The following is a 21,429-nucleotide window of genomic DNA, read 5'->3' as shown; positions in this document are numbered from 1 at the left end:
GAGGGTTGAGGAAAGGGTTGTTTGCAGCGAAAAAAACACCCCCTCCCGACCTTCTCCTGCGCTGCGCGCAAGGGGAGGAGGCAAACAGTGCAGCGCCGCATCAACGCGGACGCACGGCGCCGATATCGACGATCGTGTCGCCGCGCACATCGACCTGCAGACTCCGGCGCCCGCGCTCCTCGTCGATCGACCACGGCAGCGGCAGGTTGTCCGCGACGGCCTCGAGCGAGTGCGTGCCGACCGCGACCCGCTCGAACACGAACCGGCCCTGATCGTCGGTACGCACGCTGTAGCGGTCGTCGAGCACGATGCCGATGTTCGCGACCGGCTGCTCGGAGGCGGCGCGCACGCCGTCGTTGTTGTCGTCGAGAAATACGCTGCCTGCGATGCGTCCCGTCGCTGCATCGGGCGGGCCGCCCAGCACTTGTCGCGCGCGACCCGCGCTGTAGTCGTAACGCAGGCTGACATGGATCGAGCGGTCGTGCGGCAGCGTTCCGAACACCGGCTGGTTGGTCAATGGATCGAGCGCGAACGGCGAGCGCCGCGCGCCGCGACTCTCGCTGAGATTGCCGAGCAGGGTCCAGCGCGATGCAAGCCGCCAGCGCCAGCCCAGATTCAGATCGAGACCCTGCGACGCATCTTCGTCCTGACTGCGGCTCCAGCGGACCGTGCCGTCGAGCGAAACATCGTCGGTCAGATCGAAGCCGCCATAGGCCGCGAGCGACAGCGTGCGGCTGGTACGCGACTGGCCGTTGGCCAATTCGCCGATGCCTGCCGACAGCGACAGTCGTGAACCTTCGCGCATCCGCAGCGCATGATCGACCAGCGCCTGCCAGCTGTCGGCATCGTGTTGGTCGTGCGTGCGGTCGTACTGCAGCCGGGTCTGGCCCCAGCGCGATTGCGCGTCGAGAAACAACTGCAGCGCCTGCGCGCTGTCTTCGGCGCTGCCGCTGCGGCTGTCGCGCGCGGACAGTCCGCCGCCGTAGCCCAGTCGCGCGCTTGCCTGATAGCGAAGGAAACTGTTGCCGTACCAGCCGTCGAAGCCGCTGCCGGAAATCGAATCGATGCGATCGATGCCGGCATTCCAGCTCCAGCGCGCACGGTTGAAATCCAGACGGTAGTAGCCGCCACGGACATCGTTGTTGATCGGCCACGCGCCCCACGCCAGCTCCGGTTCGAGATGGAACGCGCCATAGCGATGGGTGAAGCGACCGCGATCGGCGCGCGCATCGACCCACGCGCCGGAGGCCTGCGCGCCATCGGTATCGCTGGTCTGCAGATGCACGGCGACGCTGTCGCGCGCGCCCTGCCAGCGGTTGCCGAACAGCAGCGCGCGCGTGGCGGTGTTCTGGAAAGCGGGCAAGCCCTGGTCGTCGGGAACGATGCGGCCATCGGTCACCAGCAGCGATGCCGCGCCGGTCCACCGCGCCGACCACGCCCACTGCGCACCGATGGTCGCCACCGAGCCGTCGCCGGTCTCGAAGCCGCTCAGTCGCGTGCCGTTGTACGAGCCGCCGCGACCGACGGCGGCCTGCAGCTGCAGCCCGCGCGTGCGCTGCTGCCATTCGCTGCTGGCGCCGAGCATCGGCACGCTCGGCAGGAAGAAGCGGTATTGATCGCGCAACACTGCCGGCATCGGCGTATTCAACACGCCGAGCCCGTTGTTCACCGCCCAGCCTCCGGGCATGGCCAGGCCGCGCTGCCACAGCGTGGCGCTGCCGCGCCAACGCTCGCCACCGTCGCGCGCGCGATCGCTGCGGAACACCAGCGCCTCCGCAGAGAGCGTGCCCAGCGCGTCGGTATCCCAGAAACCGCCGAATCCCGCGCCGAGCTCGACGCTGCGTTCGCCCGCGAAACGGCTGCGGTGCGCGATCAGTTCGACATGCACGGCGCGCGGTGCGCCCGATGTGTTCTGCTCGTCCCCATCCACGGGCAAGGGCGCGAGCCTTTCCGGCAGGATGATCCGGTCGCGGTAGGGCGTTGCGGTGTCGACGACGCCCGTCGGCGGCGCGCCGAGTTCGGTGAACGGATCGTAGTTCGGGTCGTAGTTCGCATCGAAGCCGGCGTCTTCGACCGCGCCGCCGTTCGGATCCGCGCCGGAAGATCCAGCGGCGAAACTCTGCGCCGACATCAGCGCGAGCGCGACCTCGAGCGCCAGCAGTCCTGGCGCAAGTCGGCGAGCCGCTGGTCTTCCCTGCGTCCTGGTCATCGGCTCAGGGTGGTCTCGATATCCAGCCGCTGGTTGCCTGAATCGAGCCGGCCCTTGATCCGCAGCGGATAGACGATCGCAGGCATCTGCGCGCTGTCCTCCTCGGCCTGCGGATAGAGCGGAATGTCGCGGGTCGTGCCGACCAGGATCGGGCTGTTGTCGGGCACCAGCACGATCCGCGTGCCCTTGGCGTCGACGGCCGCCAGATAGCCTTCCAGGCGGCCGTGCATGTCGCCGACATTGCGCACGCGCAGCACCGGCAGCGTCTGTCCCTGCATGCTGGCGCTGCGGGTTTCGAGCACCTCCAGTCGCGGCGCGGCATCGCCGATCGCCAGATAGACGATCACGCCGATGCGTCCGCTGACCGGCAGCGGCACATCGCCGCGCGGCGGCTGCGGTTCGCCTTCGATCATGATCGCGAACCGGCATTCGCCGCGCGGCGTACCGGCCGGCACCGCGACTTCGAAGCGATAGCGGCGCTTGCCGTTGCCTTTCACGGTGATCTCGCCGGCTTCGATGCCGACCCACGGCCGGCAGCTGTCGTTGGACAGCGCCTGCGAAAACACCGGTCCGCCCTGCGCATCCAGGGTCCAATCGGCGGTCTGCACGGTGTAGCGAGAGGCTTTCGGCGAGGTGTTGCTGATTTCGATGATATTGCGGTAGATCGCACCGGCTTTCGCGCGGTCTTCGAAGCGCGGCGGCGTCACCACCACGGCGAATTCCTGCGCCGCTGCGGGTGTGGGCTGCGCCGAGGACGCGAACGCGACGACGATCAGCGCGAATATGCAGCGCAGGCGGGCGGATGTGATCACGGCGACTCCAATTCGATCTCGAACGCGAACGTCAGATCCTGCGGGCGGAGCACGCGGTTGCCGTCGGCCTGGATGGTCATGCGGAAGGTGTCTTCCAGCCGATCGGCCTGGATCGGTCCGGCATACACGAGTGCGCGGTCGCCGCCGCGCAGCGCGCCGGGCAACAGTGGTCCGTTGGCGGTCCAGCGCACGTCCACCGGACCGATCGGCTGCGACGGCAGGGTCTGGTAGATGCGCGCGCGGCGTCCGCGCCAGGGCGAGACGTCCAGCCGCACCAGCACCACGACCTGGCCGGTCATGGTCGACGCCTGTCCCGGCTGCGGCACCAGCGTATTCCAGCGCATCTTGACCGGGCCGGCCTCCAGCACGTGGCTGGCGCTGTCGTCGACCGGAAAGGACTGCGCGGCGATCGTGGATGTCCACAGCGCTGCGATGAGCAGCAACAGCACGCTGCGGATCATGGCGTGGCCAAGGTGTAGGTGACGCGCGCGTTGTAGGTACCGGCGGCGATGATCGCATCGTTGCCGTAGCGGAAGGTGTGGCAGCTCTCGTTCCAGGTGTTGCGCAGCAGCGTCGCCAGCGTCTGCGTACCGCCGGTGAAGGTCCCTGCGGGGATCGGCTGCGCGCCGGTGTCGCCGATGCCGCTGCTGGTCCAGCTGATCTGGCTGATCGGGATGGTGTCGCCGCCGGCGCTGGTCAGCGTGGTGGGCGAAGTCGCGCGCAGCGTCGCACTCTGATTCGCGGTGGTGGGCAAGCGGAAAAACGCGCTGATATAGACCTGTCCGGCGCTGCAGAACACGAAGCCGTCCAGGTCGCTGGTGAGCCGGCCGGTGCCGGTCATCGCCTGGTCGACGGTGTTGCCGACGACGTTCGCGGGCACCGCGACGCTGACCAGATTGACCGTCGTATTCGCGGCAGGCGTGCCGCCGGCGTTGTAATTGCCGCCACTGATGCTGCCGTCGCCGACGCGCAGGTATGCGGCCTTGGTGCCGGTGCCGATGGTGATGGTGTAAGCGCAGGCATCGCCGATGCCGGCAGTGGCCAGCACAGGCAACAGCAGCACCCGCGACGCGATGCGGATGCCTGGAAGGCCGGGGAGACGGGAGAGACGCAAATCCATGGCGTGAACCTCTCGAACGAAGGGGCTGCCCGACGGACAGCCCCTGGCGAACAGTTCCTTGATGCAACAGGATCCGAGGCCGTCGATTACGGCAACGATGCGGTGTAGGTCACGCGGCCGTTGTTGACGTTGACGCCGCCGTAGCTGCCGGCACCGACGAAGTTGGTGTTGCTGTAGGCGAACGACCAGTTGGCGGTGCGATTGACCACGCGCGCGCCGACATTCGGCGTCACGGTGATCGCGGCGCTGGTGCCACCATCGATCAGGGTGGGTACGTTGAGATTCGGGTCGGAGCTGGTCGACAGGATCTCGGCGAACGAGATGTTCTCGCCGGCGCCGTTGTTGAGCTGTCCGAGCGTGGTGCCGGTCAGCGACACGTTGCCGTTGTTGCTCTGCAGCAGCACCGGCACGGCGCCGCCGTTGGTGCGGGCGACGTCGGTGCCATCGCCGACGTTGGCGGCCGGCACCGCGAATTCGACGAGGTCGATCGTGGCGCCCGCGCTGCCGACCTGGAAGCGGATGAACTTCGGGATGACCACCCGGAAGTCGAGGCGGGCATTGGCGTTGAGCGTACCGGCGCCGGTCTGGAAGTCGGATTCGGCGTGGGCGGGCATCACGGCCGCCATGGCGAGGCAGAGCAGGCCGGCTGCGCCGAGGGTCTTGCGGGTCTTCAGCATCGTGTCATTCCTTGGTGGATGGGACTGGGATCATTGCGGTCACGGGCCGTGCGGGCCACGTACACTCTGCCCGTGCCGGCAACGTCCGCCCGGCAGGGGAATGGGGAATGACCGTATTGCAGATCCTGGCCGTGGTCTTCGCGACGCTTGTCGGCTTCGTCTTGTTGTTGTTGCTGTTGCTGCGTTTCGCATTGCCCTGGTGGCTGTCGCGGAAGATCGCGGCGATGGCCAACCTGCCGCAGGCCGGCATCGCCGCACGCATCACCCTGGTACCGAACGTCGAGACCTGGCAGCAGCCCGGGACCGGGAGTCAGGTCGATGCGTTGCTGGCTTCGGGATTCGACGAGGTCGGGCGTTTTTCCGTGCCGGAGATGCCGACGATGCAATTGTGGGCCGGCGTCCATCCACAGGACGGCATCGCGGCTGCGGTCTACGATCACGGCAAGATGCCGGTGTTCTTCGATCTGGTGCGGGTCTACGACGATTACGCCACCTGCACCGTCACCTCCAACCCGATCCACGACCCGGACAACGTTCCGCAGGGCAGCGCGTGCATCGCCGACCCTGCGATGACGGCGCAGGCCGCGCATGACATCCTGCGCGCGCAACCTCGGGCCGGCACGGTGCTGCCGGTGGATGCCGGCAACTTCAGACCGGTCTTCATCGAGCTGTACGCGCGTTCGATCGACCACATCCTGTCGAAGAACATGCCGGACGCCGACAAGATGCGGCGCGTCGGCGCGCGCGTCTCCGAGGCCACCGGTACGCCGGTTCCGGAGCTCGACGACAAACAGATGCAGTGGGCGGTCGAGATGGAGCGCGGCAACCGCTTGTCCGCGCTGCAGGAAGCCATCATCGATCGCTTCCTGCAGTCCGGGCAGGTCGATGCCCGCGAATGGGAGCGGGTCCGCGATCGCGTGGTCGTCGTCCACGACCTGCTGAATCGCGAAGATGCGGCCGACCTCGCGCGGATGGCGGCCGACTGGGACGCGTCCGGGCCGGTGGTCGAATCGGTGCTGGCGCAGACCTTGTCGCCGATCGACACCTTCGAACACATCGCGGTGCTGCTGCCCGAAACGCAGCGGCTGCGCTTGCTGGGCGAAGTCGATCACCCGCTGTATTCGCAGTTGTATGTCGCGAATGTCTAGCAGGCCAACCCGTTTCAGCGATTCCCTGCGGCGAGGGACTGCAGCTTCAGCACGGTGGACCAGTTCCGGCTGGTGACGCTGTCGCGGAATGCCGGACCGACGAGTTTGCCGGCGAATGCGCTTTCCAGGATGCCCTCCGGGCACCACAGATACAGGGCATGTGCGCCAAGGGCGACGTGCTCGTCCGCTGCAGCCTTGTCGACGAGCGCCTGCAGCGGCTTGCGGTCGGCACCGGCAGCGATGAAACCCACGATCATCCGCGACGGATCGTCCATGCGGTCGAGGAACGGATTACCGGCCGCAGCCGCATCCAGTTCGGCAGCCGTCAAGACGTGCGTATTGGCCGAAACCCCCGTGGCCTGTATCAGCGCGGCGGCGATCCGCTTCGCATTGGTCGCAGTCGCGCTGCGGCCGGCGTCGAACACGACGTTGCCGCTGTTGAGCAGGGTCCGCACATGCTTGAACCCGAGGTCTTCGAACATGGTGCGCAGATCGGCCATCGCGATGCGTTTGGCCTTGCCGACGTTGATGCCGCGGAACAGCGCGATCTGTATTGCCATGACCTGAGGCGTCCCCAGTTTTTTATCAAGAAAATCAAACGGATCGATTGATCGGCAGTTACCGTTCTATTGCCCGTCGTTCCCGCGAACGCGGGAACCCAGTGTCTTTGCGCCGCGCAGAAGCGGTAAGTCGCATAAGCTTGAAGTCGCTGGATCCCGCGTTCGCGGGGATGACGAAGCTTTTCGAAACACTTGAAAAAGCGGGGATACCTCAGGCCATGGATCAGACCTCCAGCGTCGCCAGGTCGCCCTTGGTTTCCAACCACGTTTTCCGATCCGAAGCACGCTTCTTCGCCAACAGCATATCCATCAGTGCATGGGTTTCGGTGCCGCCATCGACGGTGAGCTGCACCAGCCGGCGCGTATCGGGGTGGATCGCCGATTCGCGCAGCTGCTGCGGGTTCATTTCGCCGAGGCCCTTGAAGCGGGTGACGTTGACCGCGCCGCCGAATCCTTTCGTATTCGCGGCCTTCTCGCGCTCGATCTTCTCCAGCAGCAGGCGCTTCTCCTCTTCGTCCAGCGCGTAGAACACCTGCTTGCCCACGTCGACGCGGAACAGCGGCGGCATCGCCACGAAGATGTTCCCGGCGATCACCAGCGCCGGGAAATGTTTCAGGAACAAAGCAGAGAGCAATGTCGCGATGTGCAGACCGTCGGAGTCGGCATCGGCGAGGATCACCACCTTGCCGTAGCGCAGACCGCTGATGTCGTCCTTGCCCGGGTCGCAGCCGATCGCCACCGCGAGGTCGTGCACTTCCTGCGACGCGAGCACGCTGCCGGAAGCGACTTCCCAGGTGTTGAGGATCTTGCCGCGCAGCGGAAGAATCGCCTGGAAATCCTTGTCGCGCGCCTGTTTCGCCGAGCCGCCCGCGGAATCGCCTTCGACCAGGAAGAGTTCCGTGCGCGACAGATCCTGGCTGATGCAGTCGGCGAGCTTGCCGGGCAGGGCGGGGCCCTGGGTGACTTTCTTGCGGACGATCTGCTTCTCGGTCTTCAGGCGCGCGGCGGCACGCTCGATCGCGAGCTGCGCGATCTTCTCGCCCAGTTCGGTGTGCGTGTTCAACCACAGCGAGAACGCATCGTGCGCGGCGCCTTCGACGAACGCGGCGGCCTGTCGCGACGACAGCCGTTCCTTGGTCTGGCCGCTGAACTGCGGATCGGTCATCTTCACGCTGAGCACGAAGGCGACGCGGTCCCACACGTCTTCCGGCGCCAGCTTCACGCCGCGCGGCAGCAGCGTGCGGAAATCGCAGAACTCCCTCAAAGCATCGGTGAAACCGGTACGCAGGCCGTTCACATGCGTACCGTGCTGCGCGGTGGGGATCAGGTTGACGTAGCTTTCCTGGACCAGATCGCCTTCGGGGATCCACGTGGCGGCCCAGTCGACGATCTCCGAATCTTTTTTCAGTTGGCCGACGAACAGGTCCGGCGGCAGCGCTTCGCTCGCCCCGAGTTCGCTTTTCAGATAATCGCGCAGGCCGTCTTCGTAGAACCACTGGTCCTTGTCGCCGGTGGCCGCATCGAGCAGGCTCACGGTCAGGCCGGGGCAGAGCACCGCTTTGGCGCGCAGCACGTGGCGCAGGTGGCGCAGATTGAATTTCGCGGTATCGAAATATTTCGGGTCGGGCCAGAAGCGCAGGCGCGTACCGGTGTTCTTCTTGCCGACGCTGCCGACGATGTCCAGGTCGGACGCACGGTCGCCGTCGCGGAAAGCCATCCGGTATTCGTTGCCGTCGCGCTTGATGAACAGTTCGACCTGTTTCGACAGCGCATTGACCACGCTGACGCCGACGCCGTGCAGGCCGCCGCTGAAGGTGTAGTTCTTGTTGTTGAACTTGCCGCCGGCATGCAGGCGGGTGAGGATCAGTTCGACGCCGGAAATTTTTTCCTCGGGGTGGATGTCCACCGGCATGCCGCGACCATCGTCGGACACTTCGCAGCTGCCGTCGGTGTGCAGCACGACTTCGATGCTGCGGGCATGGCCGGCGAGCGCCTCGTCGACCGCGTTGTCGATGACTTCCTGCGCCAGATGGTTCGGGCGGGTGGTGTCGGTGTACATGCCCGGCCGGCGTTTGACCGGATCCAGGCCGGAGAGGACTTCGATATCTGCGGCGTTGTAGCGACTGCTCATTGCGATGACGGAACCGTGTGGAGAGGGCGGCGAACGCGGCACCCGAGGCCGGCGAGCTTGGCGGGACGGCCGTCGGGGGTCAAGCCGTTCAGGCGCGGGCTGCGTGTGGGCCGGGTGTTCACGGCCCAGCAGGCAGGCTGCGACTATGGTGCGCTGGCTCGCACAAGACCCCGCCGATGTCCGGCGCGCATGCGGGCAGAGTCCAGACCATGACCTTCTCCCGCCGTTTCGCGCTTGCCCTGTCGCCGCTGGCGCTCGCGGTCGCGTGGCTGGCGCTCGCTGGCCCGGCCGCCGCCCAGTCGCAGACCGACATCGCACAGGACGCTTCCGAAGACGCCGACAAGACCAAGGCCGAAGCCGACAAGCGTCAGGCCGAAGCCGAAGCGGCACGCAAAGCCGAGGCCCGCAAGCCCAAGCGCGACAAAGCCAAGGACGACAAGGCCCCCGAGCGCGAGCTCGAGGAAGAAGAGGACATCTGAAGCTGCGCGCTTCCCGCCCCGCTATCGACGCCCCGGTTCTGCCGGGGCGTTTTTATTTCCACTGAATCAGCCGGTTACGATGCATCTGCCGCTTTGGCGGTCGCCTCAAGGCCCGCATCCCGGTAAACTACCGCTTTCCAGCGACCCGCTGCCGCCATGACCTCCCCCCGCACTGCCACTCCACTCGTCTTCGTTACCGGCGGCGTGGTGTCTTCGCTCGGCAAAGGGATTGCCGCCGCCTCGCTCGCCGCGATTCTCGAAGCCCGCGGCCTGCGGGTGACGATGATGAAGCTCGACCCCTACATCAACGTCGATCCGGGCACGATGAGCCCGTTCCAACACGGCGAGGTCTACGTCACCGACGACGGCGCCGAGACCGACCTCGACCTGGGCCACTACGAGCGCTACGTCAACACCCGCCTGTCCGGCAAGAATTCGATCACCACCGGCAAGATCTACGAAGCCGTGATCCGCAAGGAGCGCCGCGGCGACTATCTCGGCGCCACCGTGCAGGTCATTCCGCACATCACCGACGAGATCAAGCGCTGCATCGATGCGGCGACCGAGGGTTTCGACGTGGCGCTGGTCGAGATCGGCGGCACCGTCGGCGACATCGAATCGCTGCCGTTCCTCGAAGCCATCCGCCAGATCCGCACCGAGCGCGGTGCCGACCAGGCGATGTTCATGCATCTCACCCTGGTGCCGTACATCGCCGCCGCCGGTGAGCTGAAGACCAAGCCGACCCAGCACTCGGTGAAGGAACTGCGCTCGATCGGCATCCAGCCCGACGTGCTGCTGTGCCGCAGCGAGCAGCCGCTGCCGGACGGCGAGCGCCGCAAGATCGCGCTGTTCACCAACGTCTCCGAGAAGGCGGTCATCTCCGCCGTCGACCTCGACAACATCTACAAGATCCCGATGTGGCTGCACCAGCAGCAGCTCGACCAGATCGTGGTCGAGCATCTGCGCCTGCAGAACAGGGCCGCGCCGACCGCCGACCTGTCCGAGTGGGAAGCCGTGGTCGACGCGTCCGAACATCCGATCGACGAAGTCACCATCGCGGTGGTCGGCAAATACGTCGATCACAAGGATGCGTACAAATCGGTGGCCGAGGCGCTGAAGCACGGCGGCATCCGCCAGCGCAGCCGGGTCACGCTGAAATGGCTGGAATCCGAGGACATCGAACGCGATGGCGCCGCAGCGGTGCTGGCCGGGATCGACGGCATCCTGGTGCCGGGCGGGTTCGGCGATCGCGGTTTCGAGGGCAAGGTGCTCACCGCGCAGTACGCCCGCGAACACGGCGTGCCGTATTTCGGCATCTGTTACGGCATGCAGGCGGCGGTGGTGGACTACGCCCGCCATGTGCTGGGCCTCACCGATGCCAACAGCACCGAGAACGACCGCCAGAGCCCGCATCCGGTGATCGGTCTGATCACCGAGTGGCGCACCGCGACCGGCGAAGTCGAGCGTCGCAGCGAGAAGAGCGATCTCGGCGGCACCATGCGCCTGGGTTTGCAGGAACAGCGCGTCAAGCCGGGCACGCTGGCGCACCGCATGTACGGCAAGGACGTGGTCGGCGAGCGTCATCGGCATCGCTACGAATTCAACAACCGCTACCGCACCCAGCTCGAGGATGCCGGCCTGGTGATCGCAGCGAAGTCGATGGACGATCTGCTGGTCGAGATGATCGAACTGCCGCAGGCGCAGCATCCGTGGTTCCTGGCCTGCCAGGCGCATCCGGAATTCCTGTCCACGCCGCGTCACGGCCACCCGCTGTTCATCGGCTTCATCCGCGCCGCGCGCGAGTACAAGGTCAATGAAGGCAGTGCGGGCGGAAAATTGTTGAAGGAAGTGAACGCGTGAACGACGCAGCGGTCTCCGCTGTTCTGGCGTTGTCGCTGGTCGGACTGCTGGCGGTGTCGGTCGCCATGCTGTTCTTCGTCGGCGTGTCCGCGACCATCAGTGCGGTCGGGCTCGCCCGCGAGCATGGGCGCGAGCGCTTCGCGCTGCTGTCCATGGTGGTGCCGATGGTCGGCTGGGTCTATCTGATCCGTCACGGTCGCTCCGTGCGCTGGTTGCGCCGCTATCTGATCATCGGGCTCGCCTGTCTCGCGGCTTCCGCACTGCTGTCCTATTCCATGCTGCAACGAGGGCTCGTCACACCATGAAACTCTGCGGTTTCGATGTCGGTCTCGACCACCCGTTCTTCCTGATCGCCGGCCCCTGCGTGATCGAATCCGAGCAGTTGCAGCTCGATGTCGCCGGCCAGCTCAAGGAGATCACCTCGGCGCTCGGCATCCCCTTCATCTTCAAATCGAGTTTCGACAAGGCCAACCGCACCTCGGGCACCAGCTTCCGTGGGCCCGGCATGGAGGAAGGCCTGCGCGTGCTGGCCGAAGTGAAGCGCCAGATCGGCGTGCCGGTGCTCACCGACGTGCACGAATACACGCCGATGGACGAAGTGGCCAGCGTGGTCGACGTGCTGCAGACGCCCGCGTTCCTCGTGCGCCAGACCGATTTCATCAAGAAGGTCTGCAGCGCCGGCAAGCCGGTCAACATCAAGAAGGGCCAGTTCCTGTCGCCGTGGGACATGAAGCCCGTCGTCGAGAAGGCGAAGTCCACCGGCAACCACGACATCATGGTCTGCGAGCGCGGCGCCAGCTTCGGCTACAACAATCTGGTCAGCGACATGCGCAGCCTGTCGGTGATGCGCGACACCGGATGTCCGGTGGTGTTCGACGCGACACACTCGGTGCAGTTGCCGGGCGGGCAGGGCAACAGCAGCGGCGGCCAGCGCGAATTCGTGCCGGTGCTGGCGCGCGCCGCGACCGCCGTCGGCATCGCCGGCCTGTTCATGGAAACCCATCCCGACCCGAGCAAGGCGCTGTCCGACGGCCCCAACGCATGGCCGCTGGGCAAGATGCGCGCGCTGCTGGAAACGCTGCAGGCGCTGGATGCGGTGACCAAGCGCAACGGTTTTCTCGAAGTGTCAGCCCATGAATAGGGTGCGCCTTGGCGCACCGCTCTCACGGGCTTTTGCCCAACACGGTGCGCCAGGGCGCATGCGATTCCACCACCCCGGTGCGCCAAGGCGCACGCGATTCCACCACCCCGGTGCGCCAAGGCGCACCCTATGAATTCCACTCAAATCGATACCGACATGACCACGATCACGAAGATCCACGCCCGCGAAATCCTCGACAGCCGTGGCAATCCGACGCTGGAGGCCGAAATCACCCTGGCCGACGGTAGTTTCGGCCGCGCTGCGGTGCCATCGGGCGCGTCCACCGGCACCAAGGAAGCCGTCGAACTGCGCGATGGCGACAAGACCCGCTATCTGGGCAAGGGCGTGCTGAAAGCGGTCGGCAACGTCAACGGCGCGATCGCGCAGGCGCTGACCGGCTTCGACGCCGCCGATCAGGCCGGCCTCGACAAGCGCCTGATCGATCTCGACGGCACCGAGAACAAGGGCCGTCTCGGCGCGAACGCGCTGCTGAGCGTGTCGATGGCCGCCGCGCATGCGGTCGCCGCCTCGCGCAAGCAGGCGCTGTGGCAGTACCTCGCCAATGGCCAAGACGTGACCCTGCCGGTGCCGATGATGAACATCATCAACGGCGGCGCGCACGCCGACAACAACGTTGATCTGCAGGAATTCATGGTGCTGCCGGTCGGCTTCGATTCGTTCTCCGAAGCGCTGCGCTGCGGCACCGAGATCTTCCATGCGCTGAAATCGGTGCTGAAGAGCCGCGGCCTGAGCACCGCGGTCGGCGACGAGGGCGGCTTCGCGCCGGACCTGCGCAGCAACTCCGAAGCACTGGACACCATTCTCGAAGCCATCGGCAAGGCCGGTTACAAGGCCGGCGAGGATGTGCAGCTCGGTCTCGATGTCGCGTCCAGCGAATTCTTCGAGAACGGCAAGTACAACCTCACCGGCGAAGGCAAGCGCCTGACCAGCGAGCAGTTCACCGATTTCCTCGCCGACTGGTGCCGCCAGTATCCGATCATCACCATCGAGGACGGCATGGCCGAACACGACTGGGCCGGCTGGAAACTGCTCACCGATCGCCTGACCCGCAGGATCCAGCTGGTCGGCGACGATCTGTTCGTCACCAATCCGAAGATTTTCCAGGAAGGCATCGACAAGAGCATCGCCAACGCGATCCTGATCAAGGTCAACCAGATCGGCACGCTGACCGAAACGCTGGAAGCGATCGCGATGGCGCATGCCGCAGGCTATGCATCGATCGTCTCGCACCGCTCGGGCGAAACCGAGGACACCACCATCGCCGACATCGCGGTCGCGACCACCGCCACGCAGATCAAGACCGGCTCGCTGTGCCGCAGCGATCGCGTCGCGAAGTACAACCAGTTGCTGCGGATCGAACAGCAGCTCGGTTCGGCCGCGAAGTACGCCGGCCGCGCGGCGTTCGTCTCGCTGAAGCAGGGTTGATGTCGCGCGCATGACCGACGGGATGCGCACGCTGCGGATGCTGGCGCTGATCCTGGTCGCGCTGTTGGCGTGGCTGCAGTACCGGCTGTGGTTCGGCGAGGGCGGCGCGTTCGCCACGTCCTCGTTGCAGGGCAAGGTCGAGCGTCAGGGCGTCGAGAATCGCGGCCTGCAGCAGCGCAACGAACAGTTGGCGGCGGAAGTCGAGAACCTCAAATCCGGTGAATCCGCCGCCGAGGAACGCGCGCGCAGTGAACTGGGCATGATCAAGCCCGGCGAGACGTTCTATCGCGTGGTCGAATCGCCGACGCCGGTCGACGCTGCCGTCGATCCAGTCGACGGCGAGGCGCCAGCGCCATGATCCCGGATCAAGCCGGGGGCAGGCTCTGGGCGGTGGTGCCGGCCGCCGGGCGAGGCACCCGCTTCGGCGGCGAACTGCCGAAGCAGTATCTCGAAGTGGCGGGTCGACCGCTGATCGCGCACACCCTCGATGTGCTGCTGTCGCATGCGTCCGTGAGCGGAGTGATGGTCGTGCTGGCCGAAGACGATCGTCACTGGCGCGATGCTGACGTCCGGGTCGACAAGCCGGTGATGACCTGCATCGGCGGCGCCGAGCGCGCGGATTCGGTGCTGGCCGGTCTCGATGCGCTGCCCGAGTCGGTGCGCGCCGATGCCTTCGTGCTGGTGCACGACGCCGCGCGCCCGAATCTCTCGCATGCGGATCTCGACCGCCTGCTCGACGTGGGCATGAGCGATCCGGTCGGCGCGATCCTCGCCGCGCCGGTGCGCGACACCCTGAAGTTCGCCGGCGACGATGGCGGCATCGACCGCACCGAGCCGCGCGAGCGTCTGTGGCGCGCGTTCACGCCGCAGCTGTTCCGGCGCATGCAGCTGAGCCGCGCGCTCGACGCCGCGCGCATGGCGGGCGTGGCGATCACCGACGAATCGATGGCGATGGAACGGCAGGGCCTGCGCCCGCTGTTGATCGAGGGCAACGAAGACAATTTCAAGGTCACCACGCCGGCGGATCTGGCGCGGTTCGAGTACGTACTTTCGCATCGGCATCGTTGATTCCACGACGATGAAAGGAGTGTCATGAGAATTTTCATTTCGAACATGTTGGCGGTGTTGTTCATCGTTTTCGCCGCGTCCGCGCCTTCGCTGGCCGCGCAGTCGCAGACACCGGTCGTGGTGCAGGCGCCGCAGGCCGTGCCGAAGTCGGTGCGGCTGCTCGCGCCGCAGGAGGCATTGACCCAGTGCCTGTTGAAATCGACATCGGCGGACGAAAAGCGCGTGCTGGTGAAATGGGTGTTCGCGGTGATCGCCCAGCATCCGGACATTGCCTCGATGACCCAGATCGATGCCGCGCAGCGCAGCGCGATCGATCGCGATGCGGCGAAGGTCTTCGAGCAACTGCTGGCCGATCAATGCGCCGGGCCGCTGCGCATGGCGATGAAGCAGTCGGGCACCGATGCCATCGGGAAGAGTTTCCAGGCGCTGGGAACGTCCGCCGCGACCGACATGCTGCAGAACCCGCAGGTCGTCGCCAGCGGCGCGGGATTGATGAAGCATCTGGACATGCAGCGCATCCTGCTGGCGCTGATCGTCCCGTGAGCGGCGCTTCGCGAGGATGATCCCATGACCGCGAACATCCGCATCGGCCAAGGCTTCGATGTCCACGCCTTCGGCGAGGGCGATCACGTGATGCTCGGCGGCGTGCGCGTGCCGCATGCGCAGGGCATCGTCGCGCACAGCGATGGCGATGTGGTGCTGCATGCAGTGTGCGATGCGCTGCTCGGCGCGCTGGCGCTGGGCGATATCGGCAAGCATTTTCCGCCGTCCGACCCGCGCTGGAAGGACGCCGACAGCCGTACGTTCGTGCGCCACTGCGACCATCTGATCCGCCATCAGGGCTGGATGGTCGGCAATGTCGACATCACCGTGATCTGCGAACGGCCGAAGCTCGGGCCGCACGCCGAAGCGATGCGACGGACGATCGCGCTGGATCTCGGTATCGAACCCGATGCGGTCAGCGTGAAGGCCACCACCACCGAAACGCTGGGATTCACCGGGCGCAGCGAAGGCATCGCGGCGCAGGCGGTGTGTCTGTTGATCAGGACGTGAGTCCGGACTCGAGCGCGGACGCCAGCGCTGGCGCCAGCGGAGTGGCGCAGGCGCGCGCGCACGGCGAAGCGGTGCTGACTGCGCGCATCCGCAGCGTGCCGGAAGATTTCGCGGTCGAGGAAATCGACGCCTTCGACGCCAGCGGCGCGGGCGAACACCTTCTGCTGACCGTCGAGAAGCGCGGAATGAACACCGCGTTCGCGGCCAAGCGCATCGCCGCATGGGCGGGCGTCGCCGAGTCCGCGATCGGTTATGCGGGCCTGAAGGATCGCCATGCCTTGACGCGACAGCGCTTCAGCGTGTGGATCCCGAAGAAGATCGCGCCGGATATCGATGCATTGCAGTCCGAGGACCTGCGGGTGCTCGACGCGCAATGGCATGCGCGCAAATTGCCGCGCGGCGCGCTTGCCGGCAATCGTTTCGTACTGGCGCTGCGCGAGGTCGAAGGCGATCCCGAGGCGATCGAAACCCGGCTGCGCGCGATCGCCGAACGCGGCGTGCCCAACTATTTCGGCGAACAGCGCTTCGGACGCGGCGGCGACAATGTGTCCAAGGCGCTGTCGATGTTCGCCGGCCGGCGCGTGGCGCGCGAGGAGCGCGGCCATCTGCTGTCGGCGGCGCGCTCCGAACTGTTCAATCGCGTGCTCGGCGCACGGGTCGGGACGGCCTGCTGGGACAGCGGTCTCGACGGCGAAGTGTGGATGCTCGACGGCAGCCGCAGCGTGTTCGGTCCGGAGCCCTGGAGCGAAGCGCTTGCGGAGCGATTGGCGCGGTTCGATATCCACCCCAGCGGTCCGCTCTGGGGTCGCGGCGAATTGCGCAGTCAGGGCGAGGCGCGGGCCTTGGAGCTGGCGGCGCTCGAAGGCGTGCCGCTCGACGCCCTGCGTGCGGGTCTTGAGCGCGCCGGCTTGGACCAGGAGCGTCGCGCGCTGCGGCTGAGGCCGCAGTCGCTGGCGTTCGATTGGCCGGAACCGCGCACGCTGGTGCTGCGCTTCGGACTGCCGGCCGGGTGCTACGCCACCACCGTGCTGGCCGAGTTGGGCACGATCGTTGCCGACCCCGGGCGCGACTGAATGGCACTGGTTCTGTCCGACCGCTGGTCGGAAAACCAAACGCGGCCATGCTGCCGTTCCATCACGGGCGTATAAGCCGGAAGAACGCCCGGCGATGTCGTCGGGCGATCCACGCGTTGCTGTCGTCTCGGAGAATTCTGATGAACGTCAAGATGTGCTCGCTCGTCGTCCTCGTCGCCGGCCTGTCGCTGTCGGGCTGCAAGACGATGGAAGGATCCAGTGCGATCGCTCCCGCTGCCAAGCCGGCGACGCCCGGCACGCAATATGCGCCGAGGATCGAGGAAAACACGGCCTATATCGCCCAGGTCGAAAGCATGGCCCGCCGTCGCGGCCTGACCGTGCGTTGGGTCAACAAACCGGTCAAGCGCCACGTCGACCAGGAGTGAGGCGCTGCGTTGAGGCCGACGCCGTTCAGCGCCGGCCCAGCAGCACCAGCACCGCGCCGGTGCCGCCCTGCGCGGGCGGCGCCGAGTGGAACGCCAACACGTCGCTGCGGTGACGCAGCATGCGGTCGACCAGATTCTTGATCGTCGGCACGCCGTCGGGCGAGTTCAGGCCCTTGCCGTGGATCACCCGGACGCAGCCCATGCCCGTCTCGAAGGCCTCCTTGATGAACTGCCGCAGCATTGCTTCGGCGGTCGTGGCGTTGACGTGGTGCAGATCGAGTTCGTCCTGGGCCGCGTACTCGCCGCGCGCCAGTCGCTGCAGCACGCCTTTGGGCACGTTGTCGCGGCGATAGCTCGACACGTCTCCGGCCAACAGCGGCGAAGCGTCCAGTGCGCGCTGGAATTCGCTGCGCGCATCGGCCTCGTCGCGATCGCGCATGCGTGCGTCGGGCTTCGGCCTGGGTTTCTGCGGACCGGTCGGCGCTGCCGGAAGCTCGCGCACCGGGCCGATCGCCGAACGGAACAGCTCGGCATCATCGACGTCGGCATCGTCGACGCAGGCAGGCAGCTCGACGACACGGGTTTTCTCGGGCTTGCGGTCGCGTGCGCTCATCGCATCGAAGGTTAGCAGGGCCGCATGACCGCAGGACAGCAGAACCGCGCCCGCTGCGAAGGGTCGCTGCGGATCGGACAGGCGCTTCCGGTATCATGGCGCGGACTTCTTCCTCCGCGACAAGGCGACTTTCCGAACCCATGCGCATTCTGGTCAGCAACGACGATGGCGTCGACGCCCCGGGCATCCGCATCCTCGCCGCTGGCCTGCGCGAGGCCGGGCACGAGGTGTTGGTGGTCGCGCCCGACCGCGACCGCTCCGGCGCCAGCAATTCGCTGACCCTGGACATGCCGATCCGCGTGGTCCGCCACGACGAACACACCTGGCGCGTGCACGGCACGCCCACCGACTGCGTCCACGTCGCCATCACCGGCATGCTGGAGCACGAACCCGATATCGTGGTTTCCGGCATCAACAACACCGCGAACCTCGGCGACGACGTGATCTATTCCGGCACCGTCGCCGCTGCGATGGAAGGCCGTTTCCTGGGCCTGCCGGCGGTCGCGATGTCGCTGGTCACCGCCGATCACAAGGGCAGGCACTACGAAACCGCCGCGCGCGCCGCGGTCGAGATCGTCGCCCGGCTGCGCGCCGATCCGCTGCCGGCCGATACCATCCTCAACGTCAACGTACCCGACCTGCCTTGGGGCGAGATCGCCGGCTTCGAGGTCACCCGCCTGGGCAATCGTCATCGCGCCGAGGCCTGCACGCCACAGGAAGACCCGCGCGGTCGCCAGTGGTGGTGGATCGGCGCCGCAGGCGCGGAACAGGACGCCGGCCCCGGCACCGATTTCGACGCAGTGCGACGCGGTTGTATTTCGATCACGCCGATCCATGTCGATCTGACCCGCTATCAGGCGCTCGACCATGTCGCGAGTTGGGTCGGCGGGCTCGCGGCCGGTCTGGGCGATCGTGCTGGCGATGCCCGCGCCGGCGATGCCCCGATCGGCGACGGGGATGCGGCATGACCGCACGCATGCGCCTGCAGCCGGAAGCCATCGGCATGGGCATGACCTCGCAGCGCGTGCGCGACCGCCTGATCGAACGGCTTCGGGAGAAAGGGATCGTCGACGAAAACGTGCTCAATGCGATCCGCACCGTGCCGCGGCATCTGTTCGTCGATGAAGCGCTCGCCGCACGCGCATACGAAGACAACGCGCTGCCGATCGGCCATGGCCAGACCATCTCGCAGCCCTGGGTGGTCGCGCGGATGACCGAGGCGCTGTTCGAGGACGGCGCCGCGCCGAAGAAAGTGCTGGAGATCGGCACCGGTTCAGGCTATCAGGCCGCAGTGCTCGCCGCGCTCGGGCTGGAAGTCCATACCGTTGAACGCATCGGCGACCTGCTGCGCACCGCGCGCAAGCGCTTCCGCACGCTCGGCCTGAACATCCGCAGCAAGCACGACGACGGCCGCATCGGCTGGCCGGAGAACGGTCCATTCGACGCGATCATCGTCACCGCCGCCGCGCCGGCCCTGGTCGATGCGCTGACCGGACAACTCGCGGTGGGCGGCACGCTCATCGCGCCGGTCGGCGGCAGCGGCGGACAGTCGCTGGTGAAACTGCGCAAGGACGCGGACGGCCACATCGAGCGCAGCGATCTGGCGCCGGTGGTGTTCGTGCCGCTGCTCTCGGGGATGATCGACGGATGAGTCGGCGCACCGCATGAAGATATTCGCACCGATGTATGCGCGTGCGATCGCGTGGTCCCGTCACCCGCGCGCACCCGCCTTCCTCACCGGCCTGAGCTTCGTCGAGGCCATCATCTTTCCGGTGCCGCCGGAAGTGATGCTGGCGCCGATGTCGCTGGCGCAGCCCAAGCGCGCGCTGTGGTTCGCCACGCTGAGCCTGATCGGCTCGATCGCCGGCGCGGTGATCGGCTATCTGCTCGGCCACTACGCCTTCGAGCTGATGCGACCGCTCTTCGAGTGGCTGGGCATGATGCACGGCATCGAATCCGGCATCGACACGATCCGGACCAAGATGGCCGAATCGCCGTGGGCGGTGTTCTGGCTGCTGGTCGCCGGAGGCTTCGCGCCGATTCCGATGAAAGTCTTTACCTGGGCCTCCGGCGTGGTCGGCGTGCCGTGGGTGCCGTATCTGGCGGCGATGGCGATCGGTCGCGGCAAGCGTGTCTTCCTGGTCGCGATCGCGATCCGCCTCGGTGGCGAGCGCGCCGAGCGCGCGCTGCATCGCTATGTCGAACCGATCGGCTGGGGCGCCACGGCGGTGCTGCTGGTCGCGATCAGCTATCTCGTGTTCAAGGCGAGGGGCGGATGAGGCGTCTGCGTACTCTTGTCGCCGTATTCGCGATGCTGGCGCTGCTCGCGGCCTGCGCGCGCACCACGGTCGTGCGCACGCCGCCGCGCGGCAAGCCGTCCGTCTCGCGCCCGGTGTCGCCGCCGAAGCCGGGCTCGTCCGCGCTGGTGCGCAAAGGAGAGACGCTTTATCGCATCGCGACCATGCACGGCGTGAGCCCGCTGGATCTGGCGATGTGGAACCGCATCCCGCCGCCGTACACGATCTATCCCGGTCAGCGCCTGCGCCTGACCGCACCCGCACCGAACGCGCCGCCGCGTGTGGCCGGTACGCCGCCGAAGCCGCCCACGACGCGCCCACCGGTCGGACCGGCACCTTCCACGCCGACGCCCAAGCCGCCGACCCAGCCACCGGAAGCCGCGTTCGATTGGCGCTGGCCTGCGGACGGGACCATCGTCGGCCGTTTTTCTGCCGGCGATCCAACCCGGCAGGGCATCGATATCGCCGGCAAGAGCGGTTCGCCGGTGCGCGCTGCGGCCGATGGCGTGGTGGTGTACTCGGGCGCCGGCCTTGTCGGCTACGGCGAACTGATCATCGTCAAACACAGCGAGCAGTGGCTGTCGGCCTATGGCCACAACCGTTCGCGGCTGGTCAACGAAGGCCAGCGCGTGAAAGCCGGCGAACAGATCGCCGAGATGGGCCGCAGCGGCGCTTCGCGCGACATGCTGCATTTCGAGATCCGCTACAACGGCAAACCGCAGGATCCGCTGCTGGCGCTGCCGAAGCGTTGATGAGAATACGCCGAGGACACCCATGCTGCTGATGCACGGAAGCGCGTCCCGCGCCATCGAAATTGACCTCGCGCAAGGCCCTGTCTTTTCGATCCGGCTTTAATCCGCGCCATCATGTCGCCACTGCGCCGCCAACGTCCCTTGCTGCTGTCGCTCGCGTTCGCCGCGAGCCTGCTGCTGTCGTTGTTGCCCACCATCGGACGCCTGCATCAGGCGTTGAATCCCGATCCGATGGCGTCGGCGTGGAACGCGATGTGCACGATGCGCGGGCTGGTGGTCTTGCCTGCGCCGCTGCAGGGTCTCTTCGCCGGAACCGATGCCGCTGCGGAAGATCGCGGTGATCGCAGCCGTGGCGAGCATGCCGGCGACGATTGCCCGTATTGCCCGCTGCTGGCGGCGGTCGTACTGCTCGCCGGCATGCTGCTGGCGTGGCTGTCGCCGCGTCTCCACGACGCGGCCTTCGCGCAGCGTCGGGGTTCGCACAGCCTCGATCGATATCTCCTGGGATTGGGGCCACGCGGGCCGCCGCAGGCGCGCATCGCGATCTGATCGCGCCGATAGCACCCTCTTCATCGCCGCACCGGGCCCATCCCGCGTGCCCGTA

25 protein-coding genes are annotated in these 21,429 nt (G+C 66.8%); 17 read left to right on the top strand and 8 right to left on the bottom strand.

The genetic code is table 11. The annotated features are described in order from the left end of the window. Positions 1-100: 100 nt before the first annotated feature. From HOP03_01155 to HOP03_01135, 5 genes are all read right to left on the bottom strand, one after another. Complete coding sequence (locus tag HOP03_01155; GenBank protein NOT86772.1) at positions 101-2,209, bottom strand: carboxypeptidase regulatory-like domain-containing protein; 2,109 nt, start codon at positions 2,207-2,209, stop codon at positions 101-103. Then, a complete protein-coding gene (locus tag HOP03_01150) occupies positions 2,206-3,021 on the bottom strand; it encodes a hypothetical protein (protein NOT86771.1) in 816 nt (271 codons plus the stop codon). Before HOP03_01150 ends, HOP03_01155 begins: the two co-directional genes overlap by 4 nt. After that, entirely contained in the window at positions 3,018-3,482 is a 465-nt protein-coding gene (locus HOP03_01145) for a hypothetical protein (GenBank protein NOT86770.1), read from the bottom strand. The genes HOP03_01150 and HOP03_01145 overlap by 4 nt, the downstream gene beginning before the upstream one ends. Beyond that, on the bottom strand, positions 3,479-4,141 hold the full coding sequence (locus HOP03_01140; protein ID NOT86769.1) for a hypothetical protein: 663 nt from the start codon (positions 4,139-4,141) through the stop codon (positions 3,479-3,481). The genes HOP03_01145 and HOP03_01140 overlap by 4 nt, the downstream gene beginning before the upstream one ends. A gap of 86 nt (positions 4,142-4,227) precedes the next feature. After that, positions 4,228-4,818 (bottom strand): hypothetical protein, encoded by a 591-nt coding sequence (locus tag HOP03_01135; protein ID NOT86768.1) that lies wholly within the window; start codon positions 4,816-4,818, stop codon positions 4,228-4,230. A gap of 107 nt (positions 4,819-4,925) precedes the next feature. Here HOP03_01135 and HOP03_01130 point away from each other — a divergent pair, with 107 nt between their 5' ends. After that, positions 4,926-5,966 carry a hypothetical protein gene (locus HOP03_01130; GenBank protein ID NOT86767.1) on the top strand — a complete coding sequence of 347 codons (1,041 nt, stop codon included), beginning with the start codon at positions 4,926-4,928 and terminating at the stop codon, positions 5,964-5,966. A 14-nt stretch (positions 5,967-5,980) separates the two neighbouring features. On the opposite strand, the gene HOP03_01125 is transcribed toward HOP03_01130, so the two are convergent. Together HOP03_01125 and parE are read right to left on the bottom strand one after the other, a co-directional pair. Beyond that, the gene (locus tag HOP03_01125; protein ID NOT86766.1) at positions 5,981-6,526 is read right to left on the bottom strand and encodes a DUF1697 domain-containing protein; all 546 of its coding nucleotides are present in this window, start codon (positions 6,524-6,526) and stop codon (positions 5,981-5,983) included. 223 nt (positions 6,527-6,749) lie between these two features. Further along, a complete protein-coding gene (gene parE, locus HOP03_01120) occupies positions 6,750-8,657 on the bottom strand; it encodes a DNA topoisomerase IV subunit B (protein NOT86765.1) in 1,908 nt (635 codons plus the stop codon). 209 nt (positions 8,658-8,866) lie between these two features. On the opposite strand from parE, the gene HOP03_01115 reads away from it, so the two are divergent. From HOP03_01115 to HOP03_01065, 11 genes are all read left to right on the top strand, one after another. Beyond that, the gene (locus HOP03_01115; protein ID NOT86764.1) at positions 8,867-9,136 is read left to right on the top strand and encodes a hypothetical protein; all 270 of its coding nucleotides are present in this window, start codon (positions 8,867-8,869) and stop codon (positions 9,134-9,136) included. A 156-nt stretch (positions 9,137-9,292) separates the two neighbouring features. Further along, positions 9,293-10,996 (top strand): CTP synthase, encoded by a 1,704-nt coding sequence (locus HOP03_01110; GenBank protein NOT86763.1) that lies wholly within the window; start codon positions 9,293-9,295, stop codon positions 10,994-10,996. After that, positions 10,993-11,301 carry a hypothetical protein gene (locus tag HOP03_01105; GenBank protein NOT86762.1) on the top strand — a complete coding sequence of 103 codons (309 nt, stop codon included), beginning with the start codon at positions 10,993-10,995 and terminating at the stop codon, positions 11,299-11,301. The genes HOP03_01110 and HOP03_01105 overlap by 4 nt, the downstream gene beginning before the upstream one ends. Continuing rightward, complete coding sequence (gene kdsA, locus HOP03_01100; GenBank protein NOT86761.1) at positions 11,298-12,137, top strand: 3-deoxy-8-phosphooctulonate synthase; 840 nt, start codon at positions 11,298-11,300, stop codon at positions 12,135-12,137. Before HOP03_01105 ends, kdsA begins: the two co-directional genes overlap by 4 nt. Before the next feature lie 156 nt (positions 12,138-12,293). Next, the gene (gene eno, locus HOP03_01095) at positions 12,294-13,583 is read left to right on the top strand and encodes a phosphopyruvate hydratase (protein ID NOT86760.1); all 1,290 of its coding nucleotides are present in this window, start codon (positions 12,294-12,296) and stop codon (positions 13,581-13,583) included. Between the two features lie 22 nt (positions 13,584-13,605). After that, positions 13,606-13,941: a cell division protein FtsB gene (gene ftsB / locus HOP03_01090; protein NOT86759.1), complete on the top strand. Its 336-nt coding sequence runs from the start codon at positions 13,606-13,608 to the stop codon at positions 13,939-13,941. Next, complete coding sequence (locus HOP03_01085) at positions 13,938-14,651, top strand: 2-C-methyl-D-erythritol 4-phosphate cytidylyltransferase (protein ID NOT86758.1); 714 nt, start codon at positions 13,938-13,940, stop codon at positions 14,649-14,651. Before ftsB ends, HOP03_01085 begins: the two co-directional genes overlap by 4 nt. A 24-nt stretch (positions 14,652-14,675) precedes the next feature. Then, positions 14,676-15,194 (top strand): hypothetical protein, encoded by a 519-nt coding sequence (locus HOP03_01080; protein ID NOT86757.1) that lies wholly within the window; start codon positions 14,676-14,678, stop codon positions 15,192-15,194. A gap of 24 nt (positions 15,195-15,218) precedes the next feature. Then, complete coding sequence (gene ispF / locus HOP03_01075) at positions 15,219-15,704, top strand: 2-C-methyl-D-erythritol 2,4-cyclodiphosphate synthase (protein NOT86756.1); 486 nt, start codon at positions 15,219-15,221, stop codon at positions 15,702-15,704. A 41-nt stretch (positions 15,705-15,745) separates the two neighbouring features. Next, positions 15,746-16,777 (top strand): tRNA pseudouridine(13) synthase TruD, encoded by a 1,032-nt coding sequence (gene truD / locus HOP03_01070; GenBank protein NOT86755.1) that lies wholly within the window; start codon positions 15,746-15,748, stop codon positions 16,775-16,777. Between the two features lie 140 nt (positions 16,778-16,917). Continuing rightward, positions 16,918-17,163, top strand: coding sequence for a hypothetical protein (locus HOP03_01065; GenBank protein NOT86754.1), 246 nt, complete (start codon positions 16,918-16,920; stop codon positions 17,161-17,163). Positions 17,164-17,188: 25 nt separating this feature from the next. Here HOP03_01065 and HOP03_01060 read toward each other — a convergent pair whose 3' ends face one another. Further along, positions 17,189-17,776: an SMR domain protein gene (locus tag HOP03_01060; GenBank protein ID NOT86753.1), complete on the bottom strand. Its 588-nt coding sequence runs from the start codon at positions 17,774-17,776 to the stop codon at positions 17,189-17,191. A gap of 140 nt (positions 17,777-17,916) precedes the next feature. Between HOP03_01060 and surE the strand changes: the two genes are divergently transcribed. From surE to HOP03_01035, 5 genes are all read left to right on the top strand, one after another. Further along, complete coding sequence (gene surE / locus HOP03_01055; GenBank protein ID NOT86752.1) at positions 17,917-18,744, top strand: 5'/3'-nucleotidase SurE; 828 nt, start codon at positions 17,917-17,919, stop codon at positions 18,742-18,744. Then, the gene (locus HOP03_01050) at positions 18,741-19,427 is read left to right on the top strand and encodes a protein-L-isoaspartate(D-aspartate) O-methyltransferase (protein ID NOT86751.1); all 687 of its coding nucleotides are present in this window, start codon (positions 18,741-18,743) and stop codon (positions 19,425-19,427) included. The genes surE and HOP03_01050 overlap by 4 nt, the downstream gene beginning before the upstream one ends. A 13-nt stretch (positions 19,428-19,440) precedes the next feature. Further along, on the top strand, positions 19,441-20,055 hold the full coding sequence (locus HOP03_01045) for a DedA family protein (protein NOT86750.1): 615 nt from the start codon (positions 19,441-19,443) through the stop codon (positions 20,053-20,055). Continuing rightward, entirely contained in the window at positions 20,052-20,825 is a 774-nt protein-coding gene (locus HOP03_01040) for a peptidoglycan DD-metalloendopeptidase family protein (GenBank protein ID NOT86749.1), read from the top strand. The genes HOP03_01045 and HOP03_01040 overlap by 4 nt, the downstream gene beginning before the upstream one ends. Before the next feature lie 114 nt (positions 20,826-20,939). Then, positions 20,940-21,374, top strand: a complete 435-nt coding sequence (locus HOP03_01035) for a DUF2946 family protein (protein NOT86748.1) — start codon at positions 20,940-20,942, stop codon at positions 21,372-21,374. The last annotated feature ends 55 nt before the right edge of the window (positions 21,375-21,429 follow it).

This window comes from Lysobacter sp., from assembly GCA_013141175.1.
Classification (GTDB): domain Bacteria; phylum Pseudomonadota; class Gammaproteobacteria; order Xanthomonadales; family Xanthomonadaceae; genus Lysobacter_I.
Note: the sequence above shows the minus strand (reverse complement) of the source record. Positions and strands in the feature narration are given on the sequence as shown.